The sequence below is a fragment of the Halanaerobium saccharolyticum genome (genome assembly GCF_003259895.1).
GTDB lineage: Bacteria > Bacillota > Halanaerobiia > Halanaerobiales > Halanaerobiaceae > Halanaerobium > Halanaerobium saccharolyticum_A.
On the sequence record NZ_QLME01000005.1, the window covers coordinates 1 to 15,683 of the forward strand.

14 protein-coding genes and 4 pseudogenes are annotated in these 15,683 nt (G+C 30.3%); 13 read left to right on the forward strand and 5 right to left on the reverse strand.

All coding sequences use genetic code 11. From position 1 onward, the window contains the following. Together C7958_RS04795 and istA are read right to left on the reverse strand one after the other, a co-directional pair. On the reverse strand, positions 1 to 389 hold a 389-nt coding region (locus tag C7958_RS04795), incomplete at its 3' end, for an ATP-binding protein (RefSeq protein WP_166668543.1). Then, positions 382 to 1,908, reverse strand: a complete 1,527-nt coding sequence (istA, locus tag C7958_RS04800; protein ID WP_375669756.1) for an IS21 family transposase — start codon at positions 1,906 to 1,908, stop codon at positions 382 to 384. The genes C7958_RS04795 and istA, both read right to left, overlap by 8 nt. Before the next feature lie 195 nt (positions 1,909 to 2,103). Here istA and C7958_RS04805 point away from each other — a divergent pair. Further along, positions 2,104 to 2,673, forward strand: a pseudogene (locus C7958_RS04805) (class I SAM-dependent methyltransferase); the annotation flags it as partial. 220 nt (positions 2,674 to 2,893) lie between these two features. Here C7958_RS04805 and C7958_RS04810 read toward each other — a convergent pair. Both C7958_RS04810 and C7958_RS16085 read right to left on the reverse strand, forming a co-directional pair. After that, the gene (locus C7958_RS04810; RefSeq protein ID WP_111571542.1) at positions 2,894 to 3,172 is read right to left on the reverse strand and encodes a helix-turn-helix transcriptional regulator; all 279 of its coding nucleotides are present in this window, start codon (positions 3,170 to 3,172) and stop codon (positions 2,894 to 2,896) included. A gap of 11 nt (positions 3,173 to 3,183) precedes the next feature. Then, positions 3,184 to 3,384, reverse strand: coding sequence for a type II toxin-antitoxin system RelE/ParE family toxin (locus tag C7958_RS16085; RefSeq protein ID WP_208320771.1), 201 nt, complete (start codon positions 3,382 to 3,384; stop codon positions 3,184 to 3,186). 474 nt (positions 3,385 to 3,858) lie between these two features. Between C7958_RS16085 and C7958_RS04820 the strand changes: the two are divergent. The 9 genes and pseudogenes from C7958_RS04820 to C7958_RS04860 all read left to right on the forward strand — a co-directional run. Then, positions 3,859 to 4,365, forward strand: a pseudogene (locus C7958_RS04820) (SEFIR domain-containing protein); the annotation flags it as partial. Between the two features lie 551 nt (positions 4,366 to 4,916). Beyond that, positions 4,917 to 5,366, forward strand: coding sequence for a methyltransferase family protein (locus tag C7958_RS04825; RefSeq protein ID WP_166668545.1), 450 nt, complete (start codon positions 4,917 to 4,919; stop codon positions 5,364 to 5,366). A gap of 167 nt (positions 5,367 to 5,533) precedes the next feature. After that, positions 5,534 to 6,295 (forward strand): annotated as a pseudogene (locus tag C7958_RS16090) (MBL fold metallo-hydrolase). A gap of 437 nt (positions 6,296 to 6,732) precedes the next feature. Beyond that, entirely contained in the window at positions 6,733 to 7,662 is a 930-nt protein-coding gene (locus C7958_RS04835; protein WP_111571545.1) for an alpha/beta hydrolase family protein, read from the forward strand. A 317-nt stretch (positions 7,663 to 7,979) separates the two neighbouring features. Continuing rightward, positions 7,980 to 8,345, forward strand: a complete 366-nt coding sequence (locus C7958_RS04840; RefSeq protein ID WP_111571546.1) for a RidA family protein — start codon at positions 7,980 to 7,982, stop codon at positions 8,343 to 8,345. Between the two features lie 87 nt (positions 8,346 to 8,432). Further along, the gene (locus tag C7958_RS04845) at positions 8,433 to 8,723 is read left to right on the forward strand and encodes a hypothetical protein (RefSeq protein WP_208320773.1); all 291 of its coding nucleotides are present in this window, start codon (positions 8,433 to 8,435) and stop codon (positions 8,721 to 8,723) included. A gap of 18 nt (positions 8,724 to 8,741) precedes the next feature. Further along, positions 8,742 to 9,884 carry an acyltransferase family protein gene (locus C7958_RS04850; protein ID WP_111571548.1) on the forward strand — a complete coding sequence of 381 codons (1,143 nt, stop codon included), beginning with the start codon at positions 8,742 to 8,744 and terminating at the stop codon, positions 9,882 to 9,884. A gap of 242 nt (positions 9,885 to 10,126) precedes the next feature. Then, positions 10,127 to 10,654: a PhzF family phenazine biosynthesis protein gene (locus tag C7958_RS04855; RefSeq protein ID WP_111571549.1), complete on the forward strand. Its 528-nt coding sequence runs from the start codon at positions 10,127 to 10,129 to the stop codon at positions 10,652 to 10,654. A 417-nt stretch (positions 10,655 to 11,071) separates the two neighbouring features. Further along, entirely contained in the window at positions 11,072 to 11,737 is a 666-nt protein-coding gene (locus tag C7958_RS04860) for an HAD family hydrolase (protein ID WP_166668546.1), read from the forward strand. Between the two features lie 724 nt (positions 11,738 to 12,461). Here the strand turns inward: C7958_RS04860 and C7958_RS16200 are convergent. Then, positions 12,462 to 12,689, reverse strand: a pseudogene (locus C7958_RS16200) (transposase); the annotation flags it as partial. 95 nt (positions 12,690 to 12,784) lie between these two features. Between C7958_RS16200 and C7958_RS04880 the strand changes: the two are divergent. The 3 genes from C7958_RS04880 to C7958_RS04890 all read left to right on the forward strand — a co-directional run bounded on the left by C7958_RS04880 (position 12,785) and on the right by C7958_RS04890 (position 15,597). Continuing rightward, positions 12,785 to 13,774, forward strand: a complete 990-nt coding sequence (locus C7958_RS04880; RefSeq protein WP_111571553.1) for a DUF2157 domain-containing protein — start codon at positions 12,785 to 12,787, stop codon at positions 13,772 to 13,774. Positions 13,775 to 14,115: 341 nt separating this feature from the next. Continuing rightward, complete coding sequence (locus C7958_RS04885) at positions 14,116 to 14,391, forward strand: hypothetical protein (protein ID WP_111571554.1); 276 nt, start codon at positions 14,116 to 14,118, stop codon at positions 14,389 to 14,391. 24 nt (positions 14,392 to 14,415) lie between these two features. Further along, entirely contained in the window at positions 14,416 to 15,597 is a 1,182-nt protein-coding gene (locus C7958_RS04890; RefSeq protein WP_111571555.1) for an aminotransferase-like domain-containing protein, read from the forward strand. The last annotated feature ends 86 nt before the right edge of the window (positions 15,598 to 15,683 follow it).

Below are 15,683 nucleotides of genomic sequence, written 5' to 3' on the forward strand. Positions count from 1 at the left end.
GTTCTAAAAAATAAAACTGATTTTCTCTGGCGGCAGGCTTCCAGGCCAATTGCCGTTGCAAGATGAGATTTCCCGGTACCAGCGGCCCCATACAGAATTAAATTTTCGTTTTTTTCAATAAAGCTCCCTGTTTTTAGATCTTCAATTGATAGTGCAGAAGGTATTCTGATTTCATCAAACGAATAGCCTTCAAAGGTCTTAATAGTATAAAATTTAGCCTGTTTAATCAGTCTTTCTATCTTTTTGGCTTTACGGTATTCAACTTCATTTTGCAGTATTTTAAGTAGAAATTCATGTCGATTTTCAGCTTCAATACTTTCAAAATTATCAGCTATGTTCTGACTTAATTTGAGTGTTTTGCAGCAGGCTGCAATCTGCTCTTTAATCATTGGCTTCAACTCCATCTGCTACAGTATAGAAAGTATCATAAAAACTAATATCAGGTTTTAGTTCAGGTAATTCAGGTGCATTTTTAGCTGCTAAATGTCCATCAAGTTCCATAATCTTAGAGTTCTTTCTCTTAAATAGGACCTGGATGCTGTCAGTATCTCTTGCTCCATGAGAGATAGCATCTAAGAGAGCATCTACTGCTGCCTCAAAATTTGTTTCTTCTGTCAGTGTATTTAGAGTTTTGAGTGTTGCTTTTAAGTTCTCGTAATCTAAAGTATCAAAATAATCTTTAGCTGCTTGGGGAAAAAGATCATAGATTCCAGTATATTTTAAAGCTGTTGGCCTTTTGGATATCTGACCTAAATAAAGAATCCAGTTGATTGATTCCTGTTTTAAGTCACCATAAAGCCTGTCGTGAGTGACAACCTCTTTCAGATCCTGATCTAAGATTATCACTTTCTCAGCTGTAAGTTTAACAAAAACATTGCTTTTAGCAAGACTTGGTTTAGTAAAATATCTGTGTTTACCTTTATGAATAGTAATACAGGCATTAGCATCAGTTTTCTTGGAAACAACCAATGCTGGCTCAAATTCGACCTCAGGCAGCGGTAATAATGCTTTTAGATCAGCCTGAAATAATTCATGCTGAGTAGCATTTTTTCTGTAATGTTCGCGGTACTGATCATCATCAAGTTCAGTAAGTAATGATTTATTGAATTCATCTAAATTATCAAATTCTGGTGGTGGAACAAAATAGTTGCGTCTGTGATAGCCTACTTTACCCTCAATATTGCCTTTTTCATGTCCACTAGCCGGATTACAAAATACTGCTTCAAATCTAAAGTGATTCTTAAACATCATGAAGTGCTCAGTCAGCTTTCGATACTTGTTTTTACCAATATCTGAAATCATACTGGAAGCATTGTCAAATACTATTCTCGAGGGAACACCTCCAAGATGATTAAATATGTTTATCATACCCTGCTCTAAACACTGCAAATTTTCACCTTTAAAAAGCTGTGTATATCCAGTATTACTCTGGGGAAAGCTAAGATTTAGGTGACGTCCTTCATAAAAGGTTCCGTTTTCTCTGAAGTCAGTTCTCCCAAAATCAACCTGAGCTTCTCCAGGCAGGTGTTTTAGTGGTAAAAAGAATTTTGGTTCATCAGAAAATATTTCTTTCTTTTTGATCCGCACATATTCAGCTAACAGGCGATATGAGCAGTCATATTTACTGCCATAAACTTCTATTAATCTGTTATGTACTCTTTTTGCTGTATGACGCTGTTTTCTCCAGGCTTTTTTATCAGCCTCAAGCCACTTATCAATAGTTTTTTTAAATGGATCCAGTTTTGATCCCCGCTTTGATTTTTTAGGTGGTTCTAAAACTTCATTAAAATCTGTCATATCAAGGTATTTATTAACTGTTTTGCGATCATGACCTGTTTTTCTCATTATTTCAGCCACATTTAAACCTTTCTTAAAGTATAGTTTTTTGATATCATTAATATCAGTCATTGCTAATGTCATCTCCATTTTCCTCCCCTATATAAGTTGTGGTTGACTTAATATAAGGGTACGGTATTTTGGGGGTGACTGCAATGACTTTTTTATTCTGCAATAATAGGGAATTTTAGTTTGCAACTTTTGGGAATACTACTTTGCAATTCCCGGTAATTTTAGTATACAACAAATAGAGCAGGAAGAACAACATTTAACCTTTATGAAATGGGCTATAAAAATATCATAGGTTTAGATTTAACTCCGGAAATGATATCTGCAGCTAAAACAATAAATAAAGAAAAAAAGACTGATATTGAATTTATCGTTGGAGATGCAACTGACTTAAACTTTGAAGATAATTCTTTTGATCAAGCATTGTTCTCATTTAATGGATTGATGCAGATACCAGAGAGAAAAAATAGAATTAAAGCATTAAAAGAGACAAAAAGAGTCTTAAATGAAAATGGTATTTTTATTTTTACAACTCATGATCGCGAAACCAATAAAGAATATAAAGAGTTCTGGGAAAAAGAAGAAAAGATATGGAAAGCAGGTAAACAAGATAAAAGAACTTATGAATATGGAGATAAGATCCTGCCATCGGATAATGATGATAGAGATTTATTTATACATTTTCCGAATCGAGAAGAGATAATAGAATGTTTAGAAGAAACAGGCTGGAAGCTAATAGAAGATTTTTATAGAGAAGATCTATTTAAAGAAAATAAAGAAGTTAAAGAGTTTTCAACTGAATGCCGATTCTGGATAGTTAAAAAGTAAAGCTGTGCTACAGCTTATAACATGGGATTGGTGTCATACTTTCTGTCATAAAGCTTGCAGGCTAACCATCACGGATATGGAAAAGCAAGCTTTACGCCAGTTCCTGACGGAATCAGGCACGAGCGCAAATCCCAGTAACGTTATATGAAACCGTAGCTAATGCTTTAATAACTAAGAACTTATAGCATAAAAAAACAGTGCCGTAAAACTTTCAGCACTGTTAATTAAATCTAATTTCAAGTTTTTTACCAAGTGCATGAGCAACTTTATCAAGAAATTCAACACTCGGATTATAATCATCATTTTCTAGTCTGGAGATGGCAGACTGTTTAGTTCCTATTCTATCTGCTAATTCTTTCTGAGTTAAATCATTTTCTATTCTATACCTGATTATTTGTTTTTTTATTTCATACATAACATTCAGTTTTTCATATTCTTCTTTAACTTCTTTAGATTTAAAAAGTTCATTTTTAAAATCTTTATGATCTATAAATTCCATTTTGTTTCACCTCACTTGATAGAATTAAGTCTGTTAAGCGCAATATCTATTTCTCTCTGTGGAGCTTTATTAGATTTTCTCTTAAAGATATGAAAAAGAACAAAGATACCATCCTGATAATTTAAAAAGAAAATCCTAAATATATTAGAACTATTCTTTATTCGTAATTCCCAGAGATCATCATATCCCTTTAACTTTTTAAGATGTGGCATACCAAGGAATAGACCAAATTATTCTAGAAGTTCTATTTCTCTTAGAATCTTAGCTTTTTCTTTAGCTGACTGTTCTTTAATAAATTCAATTACTGGAGATTTGTTATTTTTTGCATAATACTTAATTTTATACATAATCTATTCACTCCAATTTCTAAATTTATTATATCACATATATGTTATAAAGGGGAGTGAAAATTTAAGATTAAGTTTATATAAAAACATTTACTGTATAAATGCAGGGATTTTTTTCTTTTGCATGAAGTAAGTTAATAATTGATAAATTAATAGATAAAGATACGGCATCATATAACATGTGATTGGCGTCATGACTTCTGTCACAAAACTTGCAATTTAAATAATTATTAATGCTGAAAAGCAAGTTTTTTGCTAGTTCCTGGAGGAAACAGGTACATCGCAAACCCCAGTACCGTTATGCGAAATGCCAAAAAGATTTAAAAGGGAGCTGATATTATGAATGATAAAAATAATTCAAATGAAAATCCTAAACTTTTTATATCATACAGTTGGTCTTCACCAGATCATGAAGAATGGGTTTTAAATCTTGCAGAAGAATTAGTTGCTGCAGGTGTAAATGTCATTTTAGATAAATGGGATTTGAAAGAAGGAAATGATGCATATGCCTTTATGGAGAAAATGGTGACTGATCCTGATATAAATAAAGTGATTTTAATATGTGATAAAGAATATGCAGAAAAAGCTGATGATAGAAGTGGAGGGGTTGGAACAGAAACTCAAATTATTTCACAAGAAATTTACGAAGAAGTAGATCAAAATAAATTTGTTGGAATTGTAAAAGAAAGAGATGAAGATGGTAAGGCTTATTTACCAACTTATTATAAATCAAGAATTTATATTGATTTAAGTGATGAAGAAGAATATGCTAAAAATTTTGAAAGGTTGGTGAGGTGGATATATGATAAACCACTGCACATTAAGCCTCCAATTGGTGAAAAACCTTATTTATGAGATAGTTTAGATGCAATTAAAAGTGATAAAGAATACATTTATAGAAAATGGTATCCACAAACGTTAGTATATAATCGTCATCAACGGAATTCATTTGAATTATTTGCTAGAGCGGAATCTAAACATTATTTTAATAGAATAAAAAATATATTTAATATCAATCAAACTAAAGATTTTAAATTATTATTTAAAGCTTTTGAAGAAAAAAAGTTAAAATTACCTAGTTGGGGTTATAAAACATTGCCATCTATTAGAAAATTAATGAATTATGATAAATTAGCTAGCAGATAATAAAAAAATTGGCACTTCGCATAACAGAGGGTTCCCGCTACGGCTAAAGATCAGCCTGCCTTCGGACATGCTCTTTGTCACAAAGTTTGCAATGAGTGAGATAAGTGGTTTGGAATGCAAACTTTGTGCCAGGCCTTACGGCATGAGCACGTCGGGAACCCTCGAGACGTTAGGCGAAATTAAATATTCATCTAAAAAGTGATAATTATTGGAAAAAGAGGAATAAAATAATAAAAGAATATTATTTAGATTTGAATCCGCAAAAACGTGTTTTAATACAGGAAATATTTTTAATTGCGCTAGGTATTTGTGGTAGATTTCTAAGGTGGGAAACAATACCTTTTTCACCGCTCACTAATATTATAGGAGTTTTTTTAATTGTTTTGGCATTTGTTTTACATGGATATTCTCAAAAAAACCTTAAGCAAGCTCATAATAGATCAAATGAAATTAAAAATATTGTAACTTCAGGAATATATTCAAAAGTTAGGCATCCAATATATTTGAGTTTAATTATTATGGAAATAGGAATTACATTTACGTTTGGAATAATGTGGATGTTTCTATTAGTAATACTATTTACTTATCTTCATATTTTGACATCAATTGAAGAAGAAAAACTACTAGTTAAAAAATTTAATAAAGAGTATATTAATTATATGAATAATGTTCCATGGAGAATACTACCTAAAATTTTTTAGAATTATGACAAGATAACGTCAAATAAAATATGATAGTTACCATAAAATGTAAGTAAATAGTAATAGAGCATCACTAATTTTAATTATAATAAAAATCTTAAGAATGTCAAAATCATAAGTTTGATTAGTTTCTATAATTTAGAATAACACAATAGGTAGGAAGACATATGAACGATTGGTTTACAATAGAACAAATTGACGAAGAAACTTATATTATTAGCGAATATCGCCATTGGGAGGAGACACATTGTTATCTTTTGAATGGGAATAAATACAGTTTGCTGATTGATACCGGGCTTGGAATTTGTAATATTCATGATGAAGTCATCAATCTGACTGACAATCCTATTATCGCTGTAGCAACACACATTCATTGGGATCATATTGGAGGACATAAATTTTTTCCTGATTTTTACGCTCATCAATATGAATTGAATTGGCTTAATGGAGAATTCCCTCTGACAATTAAGCAGATTAAGGATATGGTGGTTGATCGTTGTGACCTGCCAAAGGGTTATGACGTAAATGAATACAAGTTTTTTCAGTGAAATCCAACAAGAATCCTGAAGGATAATGATATAATAGATATAGGTGGTCGCTGTATTAGAGTTCAGCATACACCTGGTCATTCACCGGGACATATGTGTTTCTGGGAAAAGGATTGTGGTTATCTTTTTACCGGAGATTTAGTTTATAAAGACACGTTATTTGCTTATTATCCATCTACCGATCCAGAAGCATACCTCAACTCTCTTGAACGGATATTGGCACTACCGGTGAAGCGTGTGTTTCCAGCACATCATTCTCTAGATATTCAACCTGAGATCTTGAAGAAAATGCGTGACGCTTTTCGGCAGTTGCAAAATGATGGTAAATTGCACCATGGCAGTGGAACATTTGACTATGGTGATTGGGCTGTCTGGTTATAATCTGAAATACTAAATTAAAATACTTGTTCTTGTTGAAACTTCACGAAAAATTTATTTCCTTGGTTGAAAATATTTATGTAATATGATATTACATAAACTTCATCTAATAGCAAGATTTACGGTTCCGCTACGCTGCACCCAAGTCCATCAGACTAAGATGAGAGCTATCTAAATCTGATGGACTTTGTAAACCTGCGGGACGTTATGTGAAAGATTACCAAAATTTAAATCCTAAAGATGGAATGAGTATATCAAAGAATGTCAGATGTTCTATAGGAAAAATAAGTAGAGTTAATAATATAAAATAGTTAGAAGTAATATTTAATAAGAGAAACTAATAAGAGAAATTAAAAAAGATAGTTAAGAATTTATATTCAAGATTAACTTTAAGTAAAGTATGAAAATTATAAAACTAAAACATATAAGAGGTGAATGTAATGCTTAAAAAAATGTTATTTTTTATAATTTTTTTTGTGCTATTTGTATCAGTTAATACTTATGCAATTGGAAATGGATTAATAATTAAAGAAAAGAAAGTGGAAAATCCTAAAGGTGAATCCTTAATTTATTATCTAGGAATGAGAGAGGAAAATAGTTTAAGTAATACTTTGTTTATTGGAATTCAGGGATCACAACGTGACTCAAATAAACGATTTGATTTTTGGTCAGATTTTGCGCCTGAAAATGCTGATTTATTGTTGTTAGAAAAATATGCTTTTTACAATAAGAAGCTGTATAATAAAACGAATTGTCGACAAAGAAGAATTAAAGATATAGAATTTGTTGTAAAATATGTTTTAAATAATATTTACAATAATAACTTAAAAAATATTGTGTTGTTTGGTGGTAGTGAAGGAGGAGTAATTAGTCCTGAAATAGCAAGCAATTTAGAAGAAATAACACATATGGTTGTTATAGGAGCAGGTGGGTATTCTCAAGCGAGAGAATTAGATATTTTATTGAAACAAGAAATTAATAGTGAAGAAGAAAGACTACTCGAAAAAATAGGAATTAGAAACAAAGAAGATTTACAGAATAAATTTGATGAAATTAGAAATAATCCTTCACCTGATAAGTTTTGGTTCGGATGTACTTATAAAAAGTGGAATAGTTATCTTGACTATAGTCCAGAAGAATATATAACAGATTTAGACATTCCTTTATTATTTATAATAGGTAAAAAAGATAAAATGGTTCCTTATCAATCAGTAGAATATTTGGCTAAAAAATTAAGAGATAAAGTTAATTTTAGGTTTGAAATTCTTCCTGGACTTAATCATAGTTTTACTGACAAAGATGGAAATAATAAAATGAATTATATTATAGAACAGATAATTTTTCCTTGGTATCGTGAGAATGGGATTTAGGAATTGTTTATGCTATAAACTAAAGAAAGTGTTTAAGTATTTAGAAGATATTAATATATGAAATAAATATAGGGAACCAGGCAACCCTTCACATAGCAGTACTTTAGCGACATCTAGTTATGGGCAAGGGACATACACTGACTTATGAAATTCAAGAGGATAGGAAAAAGTAAAGGACCAACAATGATACGTCGAGAAGTTGCCGGACGTTATGCGAAATACCTAAATAGGGAGTAAGAAAAAATTTACAGACATATTTATAGTATTTTCTTAATCACAATTGTTAGAAGGACGCTTTATACTAGGAGGTATATTAAATGAGTGAAATTATAAGAAGTGATATAAATGAGAAATGGGCACATTCTGGTATTGTTGAAGCTGGTGACTTTGTTTTCATAAATTATTGTGTAGGAAACATTGGACAGTCTATTGAAAATCAAATAGATGGAGCATTTGATCATTTGAGTAGCCGATTAGAGTCAATTGGTTTGATATTAGAATCAGTAGTAAAGATTGATTGCATGTTTAGAGATATTTGGGATATACCTGTAATGGAAAAAGTAATAAAAGAAAAATTTCAAGGAAAATACCCAGCTAGAAAATCAATACAAACAGAGTTTGCTCACCGTGGTGGACAAGATGGGCTTTTATTTCAACTTGATGCTATCGCTTTTAAAGGATAAGTAATGAGTAATATCTAATTAAATAGAAAAGGTGCTAAATTATGGATAGTGAGTTTCTTAAAAAAATATTTTTAAATTAGAAAAATTTTGTTAAAATCTGAAGTACGTCTATCAGCAGAAAAGGTTGCGGAATTATTATCTGATGAATTTACTGAGTATTGTAGTTCAGGAAAAATATATAATTATAAAAAAGGTAATTTTATAGATAGTGAAGATAATAATAGTGTTCAGATTTGGGAGATTAAAGATTGTTCAATTGATATTTTAGCAGGAAATATAATTTTAGCAAAATATAAACCGATAAAACATAACAAGTTAAAAGATAAGAAAATATGTTCTATTCGTAGTTCAATATGGAAATATGTAAAAATAAATTGAAGAGAGAAAGGTATAAAAATGCATACAATTAAAAGTAATTACAGGGATAATTATATTGACTATTTGAGGTTAATTACAATTGTAGCAGTTGTTATTTTGCATACTGTTATGACATATAGTGGCATAGCTAACTGGCATTATATTGAGGAGCAAGCAATGGGTGACTTATCTAGGTTGATCTCAGCATTAGTTGTAACTTTTATAAATGGATATTCCATGGGTTTTTTGTTTCTTATTTCCGCTTATTATACAGCAAAATCATATGCTAAAAAAGGGAAAAAAGAGTATATTACTGGTAGATTATATCGATTAGGATTACCAGTCTTATTATTTGTCTTATTTATTTATCCATTAACAATGTATTTGTTATATATTGCGGGAGAGAAAAAAGTACCAAAAGATAATTTTTGGTTATATCTTAAAGAATATATAACTACGGGTGAGTTTTTAGATAGTTCTGGACCTTTGTGGTTTGCATTTGCATTGCTTATTTTTTCTATAATTTATGCTATAATGGGAAAAAAACGAGAAGTAAGTGCTAAGCATTTACCTAATACGAGTATAATAATTTTAACGATTATTTTAGTTGGAACAGGTAGTTATTTTGTTAGATTAGTCTTTCCAATAGGGTTTGAATTTTTAAATATGCCACTTAGTAACTTTGCGCAACATATTGCTTCATTCATAATTGGTATTAAGGCATATCAATATGGTTGGTTTAATCAAGTAAGATATAAAGTTGCAAAAAGATGGTTAATAGGAAGTATCGTAATAGGTATTATTAGTTGGCTAGCTCTTATTTTGATGGGTGGTGTAATTGAACATGGTGATCATATAATAAAGGGTAAACTAAATTGGCAGAGTTATGTATATGCTGTTTGGGAAAGTTTCATATGTTTCGGTATGTCTGTTGGATTAATAGGATTCTTCAGAAAGAAATTTAATACAAAAAGTAGGTTGCTGGTAATATTATCTAAAAATAGCTTTAGCGTTTATGTTTGGCACACGTTAGTTTTAGTAGCTGTGTCACTACTTATGAGAGATCTTGTTATATATCCTCTAGTGAAAATGATGCTAGTAGCTGTTACTACCTTATCATTATGTTTCTTTTTATCACACTATGTATTTAGAGCATTACCTATACTTAAGAAGATAATGTAGATTTGATTAAGGGAAATAAACTAGAAAATTCTATACATTTTTTATTATAAAGATTTAATTATTTTAATCTAAAATTTTCCGTATACCAACATCAGCTAACAAAATATTTCCGGCTCTGTTCCGGCGTTTCTGCACTCAAATCCAGAAACCTAAGTTAAGAGCTAACTAAAAGTTGCTGGAATTGGAAAATATGGATACCTTAGCTGAAATACTTTACTAGTGAATTGGAGTGATTTAAAATTATGACAAATTTTACATACAAAGTTATGGCATTTTCAGAAGATAGTAATGGTGGAAATCCTGCGGGAGTCGTTTTAAATGCAGATTCATTTATTGAGAATCAGATGTTAAGTATCGCAAAAGAAGTGGGCTTTTCAGAGACTGCTTTTGTGATGAATTCAGCCTTAGCGGATTTTAGAGTTAGGTTTTTTACGCCAGTTGATGAAGTAGATTTGTGTGGACATGCCACGGTCGCAACATTTAATTTGCTAAGAGATCTTGGGATAGTCACAACAGGTGAATATACTCAAGAAACAAAGGCAGGAATTCTTAAGCTCAAGATTTTTGAAAAACATATTTACATGGAACAGAATATGCCTAAGTTTTATGAGGTGATTGATAAGAATGAAATAGAGGGCTGCTTTGAAAGTCAGTTGTTAGGCTATATAAGTGATATGCCAATTCAAATTGCATCAACAGGTTTAAGAGACATAATATTGCCTGTAAAGGATTTGGAGACATTATTAGCACTTAATCCTAATAATGTATAGTTTTTGAAGACAACATTTCCGGAATTGTTGCTGCCAGAAAGGCAGGGATAAGAAGTATAGTTGTGTTGGTTTCTGCAGCAGAAAAATATCGCTATTTGAATCTGGCTGGAGTAGATGATGTCATTAGTAATTTTCAACAATTTAACCGTTTGCTGTTAAGAGTTTAAGCAGTTATAAGTAAAATCATAAAAAATAAATTGCAGCTTATTAATAAAGCTGAACCAAAAGTTTTTCATATGATAAAATAAAGATAATTAATCAACTGAAATCTGACTATATTTTATCAGATGCAAGCAGAGCTATGCCAAAGTTTTAATATAGCCAGAAGCCCTATTTTTATAGTGGATTTAAAAATGACTTTGGTTGTTTAATATGCGAAAGATAAAATATTATAGAAAGAGATGGGTGTTGTATTATATGAAAAGAAAAGGAATTATTTTTGATTTTAATGGAACCCTTTTATGGGATACTCAGCTACATAACAGAGCATGGGATAATTTTCTTAAGAATCATGGTTTTTCTTTGTCGGACGAAGAAAAGCATCAACGTATCCACGGTAGACTGAATAGCGATATATTGAAGGATTTATTTGAAAGCAAGTTGACCAGAGAGGAAATTGAACGTTATGCCCTTGAAAAAGAGTATGAATATCAGAGGCTGTGTAAGGAAATTGATGAATTTTCATTAGCTGAAGGTGTAATCGAATTGTTTAATAAGCTTAAGGAACAGGACATTCCCTTTGTGATTGCAACAGCATCTGGAATAGAGAATGTTGAATTTTACATCAGGGAACTTGAACTGAATAAGTGGTTTAAAAAAGAGCATATCGTGTATAATGATGGTTCCATGAGAGGTAAGCCTTTGCCGGATCTGTTTCTTAGAGCCATGGATATATTGGGAATAGAGGGAGAGGATACGATCATTTTTGAGGATTCTATTTCTGGAATAAGAGCAGCTGAAGCAGCTGGTGCGGGAAAGGTGATAATTGTAGATTCAAATAGTGGTGAGTATAATTCATGGGTAGACAAATATACAATAATTACGCATTTTCATCAAATTGACTACGAGTGGTTTAATAAATAGATAAAGGTCAGTTCAAAATAGTGACAGGGATTGATAATGGTGTGTCACCCTTTTACAGTATGGTGTTGGCAATATATATGTAGAATATTATTTAAGGATTTTCAATGGCAGATATATTAGAGGCTATAACTTTATGGGGTGCCCAATATTCGCTGACAATGTTTTCAATGCTTCAGACGTGTTCACGGGTCGTTTCTGCCCGGTCGTCAAACGCCGCTAAAGGGTTGACAATCCAAAAAGATAATTTGGTACAATCGCCTAAAATTTTTTTTGGTTTCGTTTTTTTAGTCGTTGCATCCAAATCAGTCAACCCAAAATAGTAGCTATCTAAGGGTGTCTGACTTCTGAAATAAGGATACGTCATATGAAAGCTATAAATTACTATTTGGCATAAAGATTATAAAATTGAGTTAAATAATAAGGAGATTGATCAGTATAACTGAATTTTGGAAAATAGACTTTAAAGAGAAGAGTGAAATGTGAGATTCAGAGCCCTGCTATTGATATTTCAGAACATTTTTCAAAAGATAAGTTACGCAATATTCTAATACCTGGCTTTGGTTATGGCAGAAGTGTAACGCCTTTTGATAAAGAAAAATACGATTGTATATTTTGTTATGCTTTGATTGAATTTGAAGAAATAAATGAGCCAGCAACATCTATAGAAGGCAAGCCTATTGAGAAGTTTTGGCAAATTGTGTGCAAAAAAGATAAATAGGAAAAATTCATCTTCTAGTTCTTTTATTTTTTGTTGTTCAGGTGTTAATTTATGCTTTTCATTACCAGGAAAGGCATATTCACCACTATCTCTATATTTTTTGCGCCAGCGGGTTAAATTACTGTAATTTATTCCAAGATCATCAGTAATTTCTTTAACAGATTTATCAGAGTTGAGACTGAGTTCAACAGCATCACTTTTGAATTCTTCAGTGTAATTTCTTCTTTTTTCCATTTTGGGCACCTCCTGAGTTTATTATATATCTTAACTCAGAGTCCTAGAAATGAGGGAATGTCATATAATATTTTTAACTTAAGGAGACTAAAATCATGGCAAAAAAAGATAAAATAATTTTAAAGGAAATAGAAGAATGGTACAATCAGGATATAATTGAAGAAAATTTATATATTCGTTTATCTTCAATGTATCAAAAAAATGAATGGGATCTTACTACTATCATAAAATGGACATTAGTAATTGGTGCTGTAATGGTCAGCCTGGGTTTGATTTCTTTTATTGCTTTAATAGTTCAATCTGAAATTTTTTCAGTAATAATTTTATCGGCTCTGTGTTTATCAGGTTATTATTATGGATTTAAATTAAAAAGAAGAGATTTCAAATATTATTTTCCCAAGACAGGAGATGCTTTAATTGCTATATCTTGTCTGATATTAGCAGCGGATATTTTTATGATAAATCAATTTATTTTTAATCAATTCATTCAAGGACCTACCATGATAGGTTTAATTTCTATCATATATTTATTTATTGCTTATTTTAAACAAAATAATTTAGTTTTAGTTTTTAGTTTATTAGGATTTGCAACATGGTTTGGTGCAGAAACTGGTTATATTTCTGGTTGGGGAGTATATTTTTTAGGGTTAAATTATCCAATGAGATTTGCTTTAATAAGCCCAATGATTATTTTAATTGGTTACTTTCATAAAAAGTTAAATTTTTCTATACCTGAATCATTTATAAGGATTTATTATTCTTTTGGATTATTATTTCTTAATTTATCGCTGTGGATCTTATCTATTTTTGGTAATCAAGGAAGCTTAGATAATTGGGGTAATAATACAGAACTATTATTTTTTAGTATCTTATGGGGTATAGTAAATGTAATTATATTTTTAATAGGTTCTAAATTTAAAGATAAAATGTTTGTTGGATATGCAATTACGTTTATAATATTAAATTTGTATACACGTTACTTTGAATATTTTTGGGATGAGATTTATAAATCCTTATTTTTTATAGTTCTAGGTGGTATGTCAATAATTATAGGATTATATTTTGAAAATAAATTAAGTGAGTAATTATGTAAAATATAGAAGGAACTGAAGAATTGATAGCAAAAATAAGTTTGGAAGTTTAATGTGCAGACAATTGAGGAAAGAGGGGTTTAACGAAGATAATCCTTCGCATTTATGTGAAGAAATAACTATAGATGCAGCGAAATTTACTGTTAATTATATTAAAAAAAATATGTAATTGATTTGAAAAAAGAGAGGAGTATTAAAAATGAAATATCTAAGATCATAAAAGAGAATAAAAATGAATTTTCACAGCATCTATTGCACATTTTATGCATGAAGATGAATTATTTCATAAGAATTTGCTTTATGGATTTATATTTTCAATACTGGGTGTCTTCTTGGTGATCTTTAATGGAAAGTATTTTTTAGACTTAAATCCTACAGGAGATATCTTAGCTTTCATTTGTGCAATAATATTTGCGATTTATTCTAATCTTTTGAAAAAAACTAATAATAAGTCAAAACAGTTATTTGTTATCAGAAAAATCTTCTTCTATGGTATCATAACAATGATATCAGCATATATATTTTTAGATGAAAAAATAAATATTTTTATGATTGTTGGAGGTATTTTAATATTATTTGGAGTATATTTAAGTGACAGACAAAAATTTTAATAATTTTTGAGAGGAGTATTGAGAATGAATAATATATTTTCAGATCGTATTTCAGATGTGCCTAAATCATTTATAAGAGAAATATTAAAAATAGCAGTAAATCCTGATATAATCTCATTTGCTGGAGGATTGCCCAATAAAAAGCTTTTTCCAGTTTCTGAACTTCAAGAGGTGACAAATTATGTATTTGAATCATCTGGTCAGGAGGCATTACAGTACAGCAACACAGAAGGATTTTTACCGTTAAGAAAAATTATTGCTGAAAGATACAAAGAGAAAAAAGGAATTAAGATACTTCCCAAAAATATTCTTATTACAAATGGTTCTCAACAGGGTTTAGATTTGCTTGGTAAAATATTTTTGAATAAGGGTGATGAAGTTATACTAGAAGAGCCGGGATATTTAGGAGCTATCCAAGCCTTTTCTGTATACAGACCTTTTTTTAAAACAGTTAAACTTTTAGATAGTGGTTTAAATATAAGTGAATTCAGCAAAGTATTAAGTTCTTCCAGACCTAAATTTATTTATACTGTTCCTAATTTCCAAAATCCATCAGGTATCTCATATTCTGATTCAAACAGGAAAAAGATATCTAATCTTATAAGAGAAAGAGAGTTGTTTTTAATTGAAGATGATCCATATGGTGATCTTAGATATACAGGTCAAGATAAGGTTTCATTTAAAAAGTTGATTCCAGAACAAACAATACTCTTAGGTTCTTTTTCAAAAATAGTGGCACCATCCTTTAGAATAGGTTGGGTTGTAGCATCAGATCAGATAATGGATAAACTTATCATAGCTAAACAGGCATCTGATTTACATACTAATTATATCAGTCAGAGGATATTATATCAGTATTTAATTGATAAAGATATTGAGCAACATATTAAAAAGATTAAAGATAAATATAACAGTCAACGTAAAGTTATGTTAAACAGTATTGAAAAATATTTTCCAGCTGAAGTAACCACTACAACACCAGAAGGAGGAATGTTCTTATGGGTAACTTTACCAGAAGAAATCTCAGCAATGGATCTTTTTAATATCGCAATTGAAAAAAAGGTTGCTTTTGTCCCTGGAGGCCCTTTTTATATAAATAAAGATGATATAAATACTTTAAGATTAAATTTTTCCTGCGTAGATGAAGAAAACATTGAAATTGGAATTAAAAGATTAAGTTCTGCAATAAAAATGGCAATGAATTAATTTGATAGATTACACAAGAGATAAAAAATAAAAATACAGTTGTCTAAACTTTAAAGTAAATGAGCGCTGATATTTTTTGGGATAAA

Bases quoted from the DNA above. Each gene is read 5' to 3' on its own strand.
- C7958_RS04810 (WP_111571542.1), bottom strand. From the start codon at position 3,172: ATGGAATTTATAGATCATAAAGATTTTAAAAATGAACTTTTTAAATCT.
- C7958_RS16085 (WP_208320771.1), bottom strand. From the start codon at position 3,384: ATGCCACATCTTAAAAAGTTAAAGGGATATGATGATCTCTGGGAATTA.
- istA (WP_375669756.1), bottom strand. From the start codon at position 1,908: ATGACTGATATTAATGATATCAAAAAACTATACTTTAAGAAAGGTTTA.
- C7958_RS04890 (WP_111571555.1), top strand. From the start codon at position 14,416: ATGAATAATATATTTTCAGATCGTATTTCAGATGTGCCTAAATCATTT.
- C7958_RS04840 (WP_111571546.1), top strand. From the start codon at position 7,980: ATGAGTGAAATTATAAGAAGTGATATAAATGAGAAATGGGCACATTCT.
- C7958_RS04860 (WP_166668546.1), top strand. From the start codon at position 11,072: ATGAAAAGAAAAGGAATTATTTTTGATTTTAATGGAACCCTTTTATGG.
- C7958_RS04850 (WP_111571548.1), top strand. From the start codon at position 8,742: ATGCATACAATTAAAAGTAATTACAGGGATAATTATATTGACTATTTG.
- C7958_RS04855 (WP_111571549.1), top strand. From the start codon at position 10,127: ATGACAAATTTTACATACAAAGTTATGGCATTTTCAGAAGATAGTAAT.
- C7958_RS04880 (WP_111571553.1), top strand. From the start codon at position 12,785: ATGGCAAAAAAAGATAAAATAATTTTAAAGGAAATAGAAGAATGGTAC.
- C7958_RS04835 (WP_111571545.1), top strand. From the start codon at position 6,733: ATGCTTAAAAAAATGTTATTTTTTATAATTTTTTTTGTGCTATTTGTA.